Origin of the sequence: Micrococcus sp. HG099 (assembly GCF_024723355.1) — a bacterium.
In the GTDB taxonomy this organism is placed as follows: domain Bacteria; phylum Actinomycetota; class Actinomycetes; order Actinomycetales; family Micrococcaceae; genus Micrococcus; species Micrococcus endophyticus.
The window spans coordinates 1-12,962 of sequence record NZ_JANQCJ010000062.1; the positions used below are offsets into that span (position 1 = coordinate 1).

Here is a 12,962-nt window from a genome sequence, read left to right on the forward strand (position 1 = left end):
GCGCCGGGCACGGACGCGCCCGGCTCGAGGAACGGGTTGCGGATGGGCGCGCGGCGGTCCTGGCTCATGGGTGTGTCCTCTCCGAGGCGGTCGTGACGCGCGGCAGCGCGGAGGTGGGCGGGTGCGGGGGCTCTTCACCCCGGAGGCGGTGCAGCGGGAACCAGCGGCGGCGCGCGCCGGTGAGCGGCTTGGACAGCGGGGTGGCGAGCAGGGCCAGGCCCACGAGCCAGCTGATGCCGAGGGCGAGGACGAACTTGAGCAGGTTGTCCTCCACGCCCTGGCGCATCACCCACATCAGCACCCAGCCGTGCAGCAGCACCACCACGGTGCCGGTGCGCACGAGGGCGGTGATCACGCGGCGCAGGGCCTGGCCGGAGCCGGTGCGTCGGGCGAATTCGCGCAGGATCCGCTCCACCGCCGCGCCGAACACCAGCACCATGCCGGCGGACATCAGGACGCCCGCCAGGGGGGTGAGCAGCGGGGTGCCGAAGCCGCCGAACTTGATGTTGTGGGGCTCGAGGCCCAGGGCCACGGCGGCCAGGCCGAGGCCCACGAGCGCCAGGCCGAGGAGGGTGCGGTGCCGGCGGATGCGCGGCTGCACGCGGCGTCGGAACGCCTCGCCGCTGAGGATGAAGAGCAGGCAGGGCAGGGCCAGGCCGACGCCCAGCGGGGTGCGGGCGATCGTGGACTCCGGGACCAGGTGCGCCCACGCCAGGCCCGCCAGGCCCACGCCCCAGGCGACGGCGGTGGGAAAGCGCTCGAGGAACCGGCGCAGCACCGTGGTGAAGAACAGGACGGAGATGAACCAGAACGCCCACCACGGCGGCTCCTGGTCCGCGCCCCCGTACCAGCCGGCGGCCATCAGCCGCTGCAGCCGTTCCGGATCATCCCCGAACCACGCCAGCGCGGCGGCGGACATGACCACCGCCCACACCAGATAGGGCACCATGAGGGCCTTGAACCGACCCCGGGCGTCCCGGGCGAAGGGCCGGCCGCGGGTCCAGAAGTAGCCGGTGAGGAAGAAGAACAGCGGCATCCGCCAGATCTCGAGGTACCGGCTGAACGTGAGGTCCGCGAGGTAGGCGTGGCCCAGCACCACGGCCGCGATCGAGACGAGCCGAAGGGCGTCCACCCCGGTGTTGCGGGTGGACGCCCTTCGGCGGGTGGAGGCCGTGCGGCCGGTGTCAGCGATGCTGGACTCCCGCTGCGGGCGGCGCCGGCTCAGTGACGGCGGGCGGCGCCGGTCTCGACGGCGTGGGCGCCGGAGACCGGGTGCTCCACGGCCACGGGGCGGGCGTGGATGGCGGCGGTGTCCACGGTGTCGCTGCGGCCGAGGAACACCTGGGGGATCATGAAGGTGACCATGGCCAGCGCCAGGGCGATCAGGCCCGGCACCCACGCGTTCTCCAGGGTCCAGAAGCCCATCGCGTAGAGGCAGCCGAGGAACGCCACGTAGGCGACCAGGAAGGCGATCAGGGAGCCCCAGACGCCGCCCACGTTGGAGTGGTCGATGGCCTTGCCGTTGCGGATCACGTGATGCTCCTTCGGTGCGGTTCCGGCCCGGTCGGACGCCGGGCGGAGGGATGCGGGTCAGTCGGTGCCCAGGATAGCAAGCGCGGAGCTGGCGCCGATGCGTGTGGCGCCCGCCTCGATCATGGCGAGCGCGTCCTCGCGGGTGCGCACGCCGCCCGAGGCCTTCACGCCCACGTGCTCGCCCACCGTGCGACGCATCAGCGCGACGTGCTCGACGGTGGCGCCGGCGGTGGAGAAGCCGGTGGAGGTCTTCACGAAATCCGCGCCGGCCTCGACGGCGGCCTCGCACGCCAGGACGATCGCGTCGTCGTCCAGGAGGGCGGTCTCGACGATCACCTTGAGCAGCGCTCCGCCCTGGCCGGCGGGCCCGGCGGCGTGCGCGGCCTCGGCCACGGCGCGGACGTCCTCCACGAGGCGGGCGCGGTCCCCGGCCCGGGCGGCCGCGACGTCGATCACCATGTCCACCTCGTGCGCGCCGGCCTCGATGGCCTGGCGGGCCTCGAAGGCCTTCACCTCGGAGGCGTTGGCGCCCAGGGGGAAGCCGATCACGGTGCAGGTCAGCACGTCCGAGCCGGCCAGCTCGGCCGAGACGAGCGGCACCCACCGCGGGTTCACGCACACGCTCTTCACCCCGGCCTGGCGGGCCTCGGCCACGAGACGGCGCACGTCCGCCTCCGAGGTCTCGGCCTTGAGGGCGGTCGCGTCGATGTACTGGGCCAGCTCGGCCGTGCTGAGAGTGCGGGTCATGCGCGCCAGCCTACCGACCCTCAGCCGCCCACCAGCGCCGCGACCTCGGCCCGCAGGGCCTCGAGGCGCTCGGCGGCCACGGCCGGGTCCGCGTCGCGGGCGCCCAGGTAGCACTTGAGCTTCGGCTCCGTGCCGGAGGGACGCACCAGCACGCGGGTGCCGGAGGCGGTCGCGAACAGCAGCGCGTCCGTGGGCGGCAGGCCCGCCCCGCCCTCGGCGAGGTCGCGGCGCACCGTGACCGGCTCGCCCGCGAGCGTGGCCGGGCCCTGCGCCCGCAGCGCGGCCATGGTCCGCGGGATCACGGACAGGTCCGCCACGCGCACCGAGACCTGGCCGCTGGGCATCGACCCGGTGACCGCGTCGACGTCGGCCAGCGCGTCCGCCACCGTGCACCCCCGGGCCGCCAGCCCGGCGACGAGCTCCGCGGCCACGAGCGCCGCCGTGATCCCGTCCTTGTCCCGGACCATGTCCGGGTCCACGCAGTAGCCCAGCGCCTCCTCGTAGCCGAAGCCGAGCTGCGGGGCGCGGGAGATCCACTTGAAGCCGGTCAGCGTGACGTGGTGCGCCACCGACCGCGCCTCGGCCAGGGCAGCCAGCTGCGGGGAGGAGACCACCGAGTTCGCCACGGAGCGCTCCGCGGCCGCCAGGGCGGGCAGCAGGTGGGCGCCGAGCAGGGTCCCGACGGCGTCGCCCGAGAGCATCCGCCACACGCGGGTCCCGTCCGGGCCAGGGAAGGGTGCGGCGAGGGCCAGGCGGTCGGCGTCCGGGTCGTTGGCGATCACCAGGTCCGCGTCCACCTCGGCGGCCAGCGCCAGCGCGAGGTCCATCGCGCCGGGCTCCTCCGGGTTGGGGAACGCGACCGTGGGGAACGCCGGGTCCGGCTCCGCCTGCTCGGGGACCACGTGCACCGGGCCGAAGCCGGCCTCGTCCAGCAGGCCGGGCAGCACCGCCCCGCCCACGCCGTGCAGCGGCGTGTAGACGATCCGCAGGGCCCGGTCCGGGTGGCGGTCCTCGTCCAGCACGGCCAGGGCCGCCTCACAGTAGGCCTCGAGCAGCTCGTCGCCGGCCACCGTCCAGCCGTCCTCGGCCAGCGGGATGTCCGCGGTCCAGGCCTCGTGGTCGATGAGCTCGGCGATCGCCACGTCCGCGGGGGAGACGATCTGCGCGCCCCGGCCGGCCTCATCCGTCATCCGGCCGCCGAGGTAGACCTTGTAGCCGTTGTCCGCCGGCGGGTTGTGGCTGGCCGTGACCATCACGCCCGCGTCCGCGGACAGGTGGCGCACCGCGAAGGCGAGCACCGGCGTCGGGAGCGCGTCCGGGAGCAGGACCACCTGCACGCCGGCCGCGGTGAGCACCGCCGCCGTGTCCTGCGCGAAGCCGAGCGAGCCGCGCCGCGCGTCGTACCCGACGACGGCCAGCGGCGCCGCCGCGTCCTCGCCGACGCCCTCCCACAGGTGGCGGGCCAGGCCCGCCGCGGTGCGGCGCACCACGAGGCGGTTCATCCGGGACTCGCCCGGGCCCTCCTCGGCGCGCAGCCCGGCGGTGCCGAAGGCCAGCGGGCCGGAGAAGCGCGAGGCCAGGGACGCGCGGGCGGCCTCGGCCTCCGGGCCGGACCCGGCGGCGGCGTCGAGCTCGGCCCGCAGCGCCTCACGGTGCATCGGGTCCGGGTCCTCGACGGACCAGCGCTCGGCCAGCGCGAGCGCGCGCGCCTGCGAGGCGGGGACGGCGTCGTCGTCGGCCGTGGGGGGCAGGTGCTCGGGACCGGACATCAGAGCCGCCCCACGATGTCCGCGAGCAGACGGGAGATGCGGGGGCCGGCGGCCTGGCCGGCCTCGACCACCTCGCCGTGCGAGAGCGGGGTCCCGGAGATACCGGCGCCCAGGTTGGTCACGAGGGACATGCCGAAGACCTCCAGGCCCGCGTGGCGGGCCGCGATCGCGTCCAGTGCGGTGGACATGCCCACCAGGTCGCCGCCGAGCGTGCGCGCCATGCGCACCTCCGCCGGCGTCTCGTACTGGGGGCCGGAGAACTGCACGTACACGCCCTCGCGCAGCGAGGGGTCCACCTCGCGGGCGATCTGCCGGATGCGCGGGGAGTAGAGGTCGGTGAGGTCCACGAACGTGGCGCCCACGAGCGGGGTGGCGCCGGTGAGGTTGACGTGGTCCGAGATCAGCACCGGGGTGCCCGGGGCGATCTCCGGGTCCAGGCCGCCGCAGCCGTTGGTCAGCAGCACGGTCTTCGCGCCGGCCGCCGCGGCGGTGCGCACCGTGTGGGCCACGGCCTGGGCGTCGCGCGACTCGTAGAAGTGGGTGCGCGAGCCGAACACCAGCGCGTGCGTGCCGTCCGGCAGGCGCACGGAGCGGATCACCGCGTTGTGGCCCGGCACCTTCGGGGCGTGGAAGCCCGGCACCTCGGCCAGCGGCACCGCCGCCACCTCCTCGCCGATCAGGCCGGCGGCCTCGCCCCAGCCGGAGCCGAGCACGACGGCGATGCGGTGCTCCGCCACCCCGGTGGCGTCCGCGATGACGGCGGCGGCCGCGCGGGCCTGGTCGAAGCCCGGGTGGTCGCCGGCCAGGGGGGAGTGGGGGGACAGGGGGGTGGTCTGCTCAGTCACGCGGTGGAGTCTAGTCGCGGGCCCTGCGGAGCGGGGCGGGTCCGGGCGCGGGATCGGGGCGGGCCGGACGTGGGATCGGTGCGGGGGCGGGGACGGCCCGGGACGGCCCCGGGCTAGGAGAATCCCGCGCCCGGCGGACACAATGGGGTGCGTGACCGAGGAAAACAGCACCTTCATCCCGTCCCTGACCATCATCGGCGGCGGCCCCGGCGGCTACGAGGCCGCCATGGTGGCCGCCAAGCTCGGCGCCCGCGTCACCCTGGTGGAGCGCCAGGGCGTGGGCGGCGCGGCCGTGCTCACGGACGTGGTCCCCTCCAAGACGCTGATCGCCACCGCGGACTCCATGCGCCGCGTCGGCCTCGCCGAGGACCTCGGCGTCGACCTCGGCGACGCCGAGCCCCGCGCAGACATGCGCCAGGTGGACCGCCGCATCCTCGAGCTCGCCGGCGAGCAGTCCCGGGACATCCGCGCCGCCCTCGAGCGCCGCGGCGTCCGGGTGATCGACGGCGTCGCGCGCGTCGTCGGGCCGAACGAGGTCTCCGTGCGCACCCTGCAGGACGAGGACGCCGAGCCCGAGGTCATCACCTCGGACGCGATCCTCGTGGCCGTCGGCGCGAGCCCCCGCGAGCTGCCCACCGCCGTCCCGGACGGCGAGCGGATCTTCAACTGGAAGCAGCTCTACGCCATGACCGAGCTGCCCGAGCACCTGATCGTGGTGGGCTCCGGCGTCACCGGCGCCGAGTTCGCCTCCGCCTACAACCGCCTCGGCGCCAAGGTCACCCTCGTCTCCTCCCGCGACCGCGTGCTCCCCGGCGAGGACGCCGACGCCGCCGAGCTGCTCGAGAAGGTCTTCCAGGACAACGGCCTCACCGTGGTCGCCCGCTCCCGCGCCGAGGCCGTGGAGCGCACCGAGACCGGCGTGCGCGTCGAGCTCTCCGGCGAGGGCGCCGCGGACACCCCCTACGTGGAGGGCTCCCACGCGCTCGTCGCCGTGGGCGGCATCCCCAACACCGCGGGCCTGGGCCTCGAGGACGTGGGCGTGGAGCTCACCGAGTCCGGCCACGTGAAGGTCGACGGCGTCTCCCGCACCACCGTGCCCAGCATCTACGCCGCCGGCGACTGCACGGGCAAGCTCGCCCTCGCCTCGGTGGCGGCCATGCAGGGGCGCATCGCCGTCGCCCACCTGCTCGGCGACGCGCTCAAGCCGCTGCGCCCGCACCTGCTGGCCTCCAACATCTTCACCTCCCCGGAGATCGCCACCGTGGGCGTCACCCAGGCCCAGGTCGACTCCGGCCAGTACCAGGCCGACGTGCTGCGCCTGGACTTCGCGACCAACCCCCGCGCCAAGATGTCCGGCGTGCAGGAGGGCTTCGTGAAGATCTTCGCCCGGCAGGGCTCCGGCACCGTGATCGGCGGCGTGGTGGTCTCCCCGCGCGCCTCCGAGCTGATCTACGCGCTCGCGCTCGCGGTGACGCACAAGCTGCACGTGGACGACCTCGCGGACACCTTCACCGTGTACCCGTCCATGTCCGGGTCCATCGCGGAGGCGGCCCGCCGCCTCCACGTGCGCATCTGAGCTGAAGCAGTCCACCGGAACCGCCCTGCCTGCCCGGCCCGCCCCCTCTGCCCCCGGAAGCACTTTCGCTCGGGAAATCGTCGCTACCATCCCGGAATCCTGGGATGGTAGCGACGATTTCCCGAGCGAAAGTCGGGGGTGTGGGGCCGGGGTCAGACGGACGCCGCGCGGCGCTCGCGGGCCGAGGTGACGCCGTCGAGGTCCGTGTGACGGGTCTCCGGGGCCAGGGCCAGCGCGATCATCGTGATCACCGACGCCGCGGCCAGGTAGTAGCCCACGTAGGACACGCCGTACTCCTTGACCAGCCAGGCGGCCAGGAACGGGGTGAGCGCCGCGCCGAGGATCGAGGACACGTTGTAGGCGATGCCCGAGCCGGTGTAGCGCGTGTTCGTGGGGAACAGCTCCGGCAGCACGGCGGACATCGGGCCGAAGGTCAGGCCCATGAGTGCCATGCCCACCGCCAGGAACGCCAGCATCAGCGGCACGTTCAGCCCGGCGCCGGTGCCCATGCGCTCGGCGGACAGCCACAGGCCGAAGGACAGGCCGAACAGCACCATCAGCGCGGACACGGTCAGCAGGGTGGGCTTGCGGCCGAAGCGGTCGGCGAGCCAGCCCGACGCCGGCACGAAGGCGGCGAAGAACAGGATGCCGATCAGCTGCAGTACCAGGAACTCGGCGTAGGGCACGCCGAGCATGCCGTTCTCCGTCTTGCCGATCGCGTAGGACAGGATCCACGTGGTCATCAGGTAGAAGAGCACGTAGGTCGCGTACATGATGAAGGTGCCGAGGACCAGCTCCCACCAATTGCGCTTGAAGACCTCGCCGAGCGGGGCCTTGACGCGGGTGTCGTTGGCGATCGCCCGCTGGAAGACCGGGGTCTCCTCGAGCTTCACGCGCACGTAGAGGCCCACCGCCACCATCACGATGGACAGCAGGAACGGCACGCGCCAGACCCAGTTGAGGAAGGCCCCGTCGTGGTCCGGGTTCGTTGAGTCGTGCCCGAAGCCGATCACGAGGGCCAGGAACAGCCCGTTGGCCAGGAGGAAGCCGATGGGGGCGCCGAGCTGCGGCCACATGGCGGCGCGGGCGCGCTTGCCCTCAGCGGCGTACTCGGTGGCGAGCAGCGCCGCGCCGGACCACTCGCCGCCCAGGCCGAGGCCCTGACAGAAGCGCAGCACCACGAGCATGGCCGGCGCCCACAGGCCGATCTGGAACGCCGTGGGCAGCAGGCCGATCAGGAACGTGGCGATGCCCATGGTCAGCAGTGAGCCGATCAGCGTGACCTTGCGGCCCAGGATGTCGCCGAAGTGGCCGAAGAGCACGGAGCCGATGGGACGGGCGACGAACGCGGTGCCGAACACGGCGAAGGAGGCCAGCAGCGCGGTGGTCTGGTCGTCGCCCGGGAAGAAGATCAGCGGGAAGACGGAGACGGCGGCGGTGGCGTAGACGTAGAAGTCGTAGAACTCGATCGAGGTGCCCACGAGCGAGGCGGTGATGACGCGGCCGCGGGGCACCTCGGCGGCGGCCTCGATGCCGACGGCCGTGCCGTCGGCGGGCGTGGTGGTGTGGGACATGGTGTCTCCCTGGGTACGAAGGGCACAGGGGGTCGATAGACCACGATGTGAGACGAAACGCCAGTCACTGTACGACTGGACGCGCCACCGCGGACCCGCACGTCACCTCATGTCCACCTGCTGGACTGTTGGTGCCGCGACGCCGCCCCGATGCGGACCAACCCCACGCCGTCCGCACCCGCACCCTACAAAGCACTTTCGCTCGGGAAATCGTCGCTACCATCCCGAAATCTTGGGATGGTAGCGACGATTTCCCGAGCGAAAACGCCTGGGCTGGGGAGGGGCTGGGCGCCCGGCTCAGTCGGCGTCGGCGATCGTGGCGATCACCGTGCCGGCCGAGACCGTCTGGCCCGGCTCCACCTCGAGCCCGGACACCACGCCCGCGCGGTGCGCGGTGAGCGGCTGCTCCATCTTCATGGCCTCGACGACGACGATCAGGTCGCCCTCGGCGACCGTCTGCCCGTTCTCCGCCGCCACCTTCACCACGGTGCCCTGCATGGGGGCGGTCAGGGCGTCCGTGCTCACCGCGGCGGCCACGGGGGCGCCGCGCCGGCCGCGGGGACGGCGTCGTCCCGCGCCGGCGCGCTGGGCGGCGCCGGAGATCGTGTGCAGGGCCTCGCCCCAGGTGGGCAGGGTGACGTCCACGCGCTTGCCGTTGACCTCCACCGTGACGGTGCGGCGCGGCTCGCGCGGGGTCGGATCGGCCGGGGCGTGCTCGCTCGGCTCGATGAGGTTCTCGAACTCGGTCTCGATCCACCGCGTGTGCACGGAGAACGGCTCGGGGGAGCCCACGATCTCCGGGGCGAACGCGGGGTCGGCCACCACGGCGCGGTGGAACGGCAGCACGGAGGCCATGCCGGCGATCTCGGCCTCGCCCAGGGCGCGGGCGGCGCGCTGCAGGGCCTGGCGGCGGTCGGCGCCGGTGACGATCAGCTTGGCCACCATCGAGTCGAACGCGCCGGAGACGGTCTCGCCCTCCACCACGCCGGAGTCCACCCGCACGCCCGGGCCGGAGGGCATGCGGAACGTGGTGAGGCGGCCGGGGGCGGGCAGGAAGTTGCGACCCGGGTCCTCGCCATTGAGGCGGAACTCGAAGGAGTGGCCGCGCACGACGGGGTCGTCGTAGCCCAGGGCCTCGCCGCGGGCCATGCGGAACTGCTCGCGCACCAGGTCGATGCCGGTGACCTCCTCGGTCACGGGGTGCTCCACCTGCAGGCGGGTGTTGACCTCGAGGAAGGAGATGGTGCCGTCCTGGCCCACGAGGAACTCGCAGGTGCCGGCACCCACGTAGCCTGCCTCCTTGAGGATCGCCTTGGACGACTCCACGAGGCGGGCGTTCTGCTCGTCAGTGAGGAACGGCGCGGGCGCCTCCTCCACGAGCTTCTGGTTGCGGCGCTGCAGCGAGCAGTCGCGGGTGGAGACCACCACGACGTCGCCGTGCACGTCCGCCAGGCACTGCGTCTCCACGTGGCGGGGCTTGTCCAGGAACCGCTCCACGAAGCACTCGCCGCGGCCGAAGGCGGCCACGGCCTCGCGGACGGCCGACTCGTAGAGCTCGGGGATCTCCTCGCGGGAGCGGGCGACCTTGATGCCGCGGCCGCCGCCGCCGTAGGCGGCCTTGATGGCCACGGGCAGGCCGTGCTCGTCCGCGAACGCCACGACCTCCTCGGTGCCGTTCACGGGGGAGGTGGTGCCGGGGGCCAGCGGCGCGCCGACGTCGGTGGCCAGGCGGCGGGCCGAGACCTTGTCCCCGAGCCGGTCGATGGCGGCGGGGGGCGGACCGATCCACACGAGGCCGGCGGCCTCCACGGCGCGGGCGAAGTCCGCGTTCTCGGAGAGGAACCCGTAGCCGGGGTGCACGGCGTCCGCGCCGGAGCGCTCGGCGGCGTCGAGGATCTTCTCGATCAGCAGGTAGGAGTCCGCGGCGGTCTCCCCGCCCAGGGCCACGGCCTCGTCGGCGAGCTTGACGTGCAGGGCGTCCCGGTCCGGCTCCGCGTAGACGGCCACGGAGGTGAGGCCCTCGTCCTGGCAGGCGCGGACCACGCGCACGGCGATCTCGCCGCGGTTGGCGATCAGCACGCGGGAGAAGCGCCGCTCGGCCTTCGGGTCGAGCGGCGGGATGACCGATGCCTGCGATGCGTCGGCGATGCTCATGGGCGTTGGACTCCTCGGACGGTCACGGCTGGGGGTGCGGCCGCCGGGTCCCGACGCCCTCGCTCCGCACGGGTGCGGGGCGAGGGCGTCCGGACGGCGCCGACTCTGACCAGCACCCTACTCGGCGTGGCGGAACCCTCCGAGGACCACGGCGCGGACGCGCCGCCTCACGCGTCGGAGTTGGAGGATTCCCACAATGCGGTGAAGTCCGTCCCGAGGGCCGTGCAGGCCTTGCGCAGCCAGCCCACGGACAGCCCGATGACGGCGTTGGGGTCGCCCTCGACGCCGTCCAGCAGGGCCGCGCCGGCGCCGTCGATGGTGAACGCGCCCGCGCAGTGCAGCGGCTCGCCGGTGGCCACGTACGCCCGGATCTCGTCCTCGGTGACGGCGGCGAAGCGCACCGCCGAGGTGACGACGCCGCGCAGCTCCGCCTCCCGGCCCGCTTCTCGGCCGGGGGGCTGCGCGGGCTCGTCGCCCGGCAGCACCAGCCCCAGCCAGTGGCCCGTGTGCAGCAGGCCCTCCCGGCCGGCCTGGGCCAGCCACCGCTGCACCGCCACCTCTGGCTCGTACGGCTTGCCGTAGGCGACGCCGTCCAGCTCGAACACGGAGTCGCAGCCGAGCACGAGGGTCGGCGCGTCCACGCCCGCGGCCGCCACCCGCGCGGCGACGTCGCGGCCCTTGGCCTCGGCGAGCAGCCCCGCGAGCTGCGCGGGGGACGCGTCGGGGCGCGTGGCCCCGACCGCGTCCTCGTCCACCGCCGAGACGACGACGTCGAACGGCACCCGAGCCCGCGTCAGCACCTCGGCCCGGCCGGGGGAGGCCGAGCCGAGCACCAGCCGCAGGCCCGCCCCGGCACCGAGCCGCGGGCCCGTGCCGGGGCCGGGTCCGCCGTCGTCGTGGCCGGTCACGCGAGCGCCTCCCGGAGGGTGTCCAGGCCCATGCCGCCCAGGCGCAGGGCGCGCGTGTGGAAGGCCTTGAGGTCGAAGTCCGCGCCCTCGCGCGCCTCGTGCTCGGCGCGGATCTGCTCCCAGATGCGCTGGCCCACCTTGTAGGCGGGCGCCTGGCCCGGCCAGCCGAGGTAGCGGGTGAACTCGAACCGGCGCTGGCCCTCGGAGATGCGCAGGTGCTTGGAGAGGAACGCGTAGCCCTTCTCCGGGTCCCAGGCGCCGCCGCCCTCGGACTCGGGGGCGTCGAACCCGCAGTGGTAGCCGATGTCGAACACCACGCGGGCCGCGCGCATGCGCTGCATGTCCAGCATGCCCAGGTGGTCGCCCGGGTCGTCGAGGAAGCCGAGCTCCTCCATGAGCTTCTCGGCGTAGAGCGCCCAGCCCTCGCCGTGGCCGGAGGTCCAGCAGAAGCTGCGCCGCCACAGGTTGAGGTTTTCACGGTTCATCATGGCCGTGGCGATCTGCAGGTGATGGCCCGGCACGCCCTCGTGGTAGACCGTGGTGGTCTCGGCCCACGTGGCGAACTCGTCCTCGCCCGGGGGCACGGACCACCACATGCGGCCGGGCCGGGAGAAGTCGTCCGAGGGGCCGGTGTAGTAGATGCCGCCCTCCTGCGTGGGGGCGATCATGCACTCGAGCCGGTCCATGGGCGCGGGGATCTCGAAGTGCTCCTTCATGGCCTCCACGGCCTCGTCGGAGAGGCGCTGCATCCAGGCCTGCAGGGCGGCGGTGCCCGTGAGCTTCCGCTCGGGGTCCGCGTCCAGGATGGCGCGGGCCTCGTCGATGCTGGCGCCGGGCTTGATGCGCTCCGCGTCCGCCTCCTGGGCGGCGATGATCCGGGCCAGCTCCTGCTGGCCCCAGCGGTAGGTCTCCTCGAGGTCGATCTCCGCGCCGAGGAACGCGCGCGAGCCGAGGCGGTACATCTCGATGCCGACGCCGTCCGCCTCCGGGGCGTGCGGGCGCAGCTCGGCGGCCAGCGTGTCCGCGAAGTCGCGGTAGGCCTGGGCGGCGGTCTCGGCGCCGGCGCGCACCTGCTCGGCGAGGGCCTCGTCCACGACGTCGGCGGCCTCGGCGCGCTCGACCAGGCCGGGGAAGAAGCCGCCCGGCTCGCCGTGGGCGCGGGCCTGCTCGATGACGATGTCCACCTGGCGCACCGCGGCGACGTGGCCGGCGTCGCGCGAGGCGAGCAGGGACTCGGTGTAGCCGCGCAGGGCGGCCGGGAGGTTCTCGAGGCGGCCGGCGATGTGCCCCCACTGCTCCGCGGTGTCCGTGGGCATGAGGTCGAAGACGGCGCGGATGCCCTGGGCGGGGGAGGCGATGTTGTTCAGCTCGGTGCGGCCGGTGGCGTGGATCTCGCGCTCGAGGCCGATGCGCTCCTGCATGGCGGCCTTGGTGACGTGGTCCGTCTCGTCCTGCGGCTCGAGGGCCTCGAGGTCCGCCAGCAGTCGGGCGTTGAGCTCGTCGTCGGCGCGGGTGCCGGCGGGGGAGAAGTCGGCGTACTCCGTCTCGTGGCCGGGGAAGCCGAGGGTGGTGGCCTCGTCCGGGTGGAGGGCGAGCACGTCCGCCACGTAGCGCTCGGCGAGCGCGTCGATGGCGGACGGGGTGCGGGCGCCGCGATCGGCGGCAACGGGGGTGTTCTGGGTCATACCCGGAACTCTAGGGCCTGCGCCCCGGCGGCTCACCTCGGCCCGGGGGAGCGGCCCGGGCCGGCGGCCTCAGCCCGACGGCGTCACTGCGGTCCGGCGCCGCGCCGCCACTGGCCGCGGCCCGGCCGGGCCCACAGGCCCAGGTCGCCGCGGCGGCGCAGGGTGCGGTCC

The 12,962-nt window shown here is 74.1% G+C and carries 10 protein-coding genes; 1 reads left to right on the forward strand and 9 read right to left on the reverse strand.

The genetic code is table 11. From position 1 onward, the window contains the following. Positions 1-64: 64 nt before the first annotated feature. The 5 genes from NWP10_RS06925 to NWP10_RS06945 all read right to left on the reverse strand — a co-directional run bounded on the left by NWP10_RS06925 (position 65) and on the right by NWP10_RS06945 (position 4,894). Positions 65-1,132, reverse strand: coding sequence for an acyltransferase family protein (locus tag NWP10_RS06925; RefSeq protein WP_258300345.1), 1,068 nt, complete (start codon positions 1,130-1,132; stop codon positions 65-67). A gap of 89 nt (positions 1,133-1,221) precedes the next feature. After that, positions 1,222-1,533, reverse strand: coding sequence for a hypothetical protein (locus tag NWP10_RS06930; RefSeq protein WP_017489086.1), 312 nt, complete (start codon positions 1,531-1,533; stop codon positions 1,222-1,224). A 57-nt stretch (positions 1,534-1,590) separates the two neighbouring features. Continuing rightward, positions 1,591-2,280 carry a deoxyribose-phosphate aldolase gene (deoC, locus tag NWP10_RS06935; protein ID WP_017489085.1) on the reverse strand — a complete coding sequence of 230 codons (690 nt, stop codon included), beginning with the start codon at positions 2,278-2,280 and terminating at the stop codon, positions 1,591-1,593. 20 nt (positions 2,281-2,300) lie between these two features. Next, positions 2,301-4,049: a phospho-sugar mutase gene (locus tag NWP10_RS06940; protein ID WP_258300346.1), complete on the reverse strand. Its 1,749-nt coding sequence runs from the start codon at positions 4,047-4,049 to the stop codon at positions 2,301-2,303. Further along, positions 4,049-4,894 carry a purine-nucleoside phosphorylase gene (locus NWP10_RS06945; protein WP_258300347.1) on the reverse strand — a complete coding sequence of 282 codons (846 nt, stop codon included), beginning with the start codon at positions 4,892-4,894 and terminating at the stop codon, positions 4,049-4,051. The genes NWP10_RS06940 and NWP10_RS06945 overlap by 1 nt, the downstream gene beginning before the upstream one ends. Before the next feature lie 142 nt (positions 4,895-5,036). Here NWP10_RS06945 and NWP10_RS06950 point away from each other — a divergent pair, with 142 nt between their 5' ends. Continuing rightward, positions 5,037-6,470: an NAD(P)H-quinone dehydrogenase gene (locus NWP10_RS06950; protein WP_258300348.1), complete on the forward strand. Its 1,434-nt coding sequence runs from the start codon at positions 5,037-5,039 to the stop codon at positions 6,468-6,470. Positions 6,471-6,622: 152 nt separating this feature from the next. On the opposite strand, the gene NWP10_RS06955 is transcribed toward NWP10_RS06950, so the two are convergent. The 4 genes from NWP10_RS06955 to NWP10_RS06970 all read right to left on the reverse strand — a co-directional run bounded on the left by NWP10_RS06955 (position 6,623) and on the right by NWP10_RS06970 (position 12,791). After that, positions 6,623-8,044 carry an MFS transporter gene (locus NWP10_RS06955; RefSeq protein ID WP_258300349.1) on the reverse strand — a complete coding sequence of 474 codons (1,422 nt, stop codon included), beginning with the start codon at positions 8,042-8,044 and terminating at the stop codon, positions 6,623-6,625. A gap of 297 nt (positions 8,045-8,341) precedes the next feature. After that, entirely contained in the window at positions 8,342-10,198 is a 1,857-nt protein-coding gene (locus NWP10_RS06960) for a biotin carboxylase N-terminal domain-containing protein (protein WP_258300350.1), read from the reverse strand. Between the two features lie 167 nt (positions 10,199-10,365). Continuing rightward, positions 10,366-11,106 (reverse strand): nucleoside triphosphate pyrophosphatase, encoded by a 741-nt coding sequence (locus NWP10_RS06965; RefSeq protein WP_258300351.1) that lies wholly within the window; start codon positions 11,104-11,106, stop codon positions 10,366-10,368. After that, positions 11,103-12,791, reverse strand: a complete 1,689-nt coding sequence (locus NWP10_RS06970) for a DUF885 domain-containing protein (protein ID WP_258300352.1) — start codon at positions 12,789-12,791, stop codon at positions 11,103-11,105. Before NWP10_RS06970 ends, NWP10_RS06965 begins: the two co-directional genes overlap by 4 nt. Positions 12,792-12,962 lie beyond the last annotated feature (171 nt).

Coding starts and splice junctions, on each gene's coding strand:
- deoC (WP_017489085.1), bottom strand. CDS start 2,280: ATGACCCGCACTCTCAGCACGGCCGAGCTGGCCCAGTACATCGACGCG.
- NWP10_RS06940 (WP_258300346.1), bottom strand. CDS start 4,049: ATGTCCGGTCCCGAGCACCTGCCCCCCACGGCCGACGACGACGCCGTC.
- NWP10_RS06950 (WP_258300348.1), top strand. CDS start 5,037: ATGGGGTGCGTGACCGAGGAAAACAGCACCTTCATCCCGTCCCTGACC.
- NWP10_RS06955 (WP_258300349.1), bottom strand. CDS start 8,044: ATGTCCCACACCACCACGCCCGCCGACGGCACGGCCGTCGGCATCGAG.
- NWP10_RS06960 (WP_258300350.1), bottom strand. CDS start 10,198: ATGAGCATCGCCGACGCATCGCAGGCATCGGTCATCCCGCCGCTCGAC.
- NWP10_RS06970 (WP_258300352.1), bottom strand. CDS start 12,791: ATGACCCAGAACACCCCCGTTGCCGCCGATCGCGGCGCCCGCACCCCG.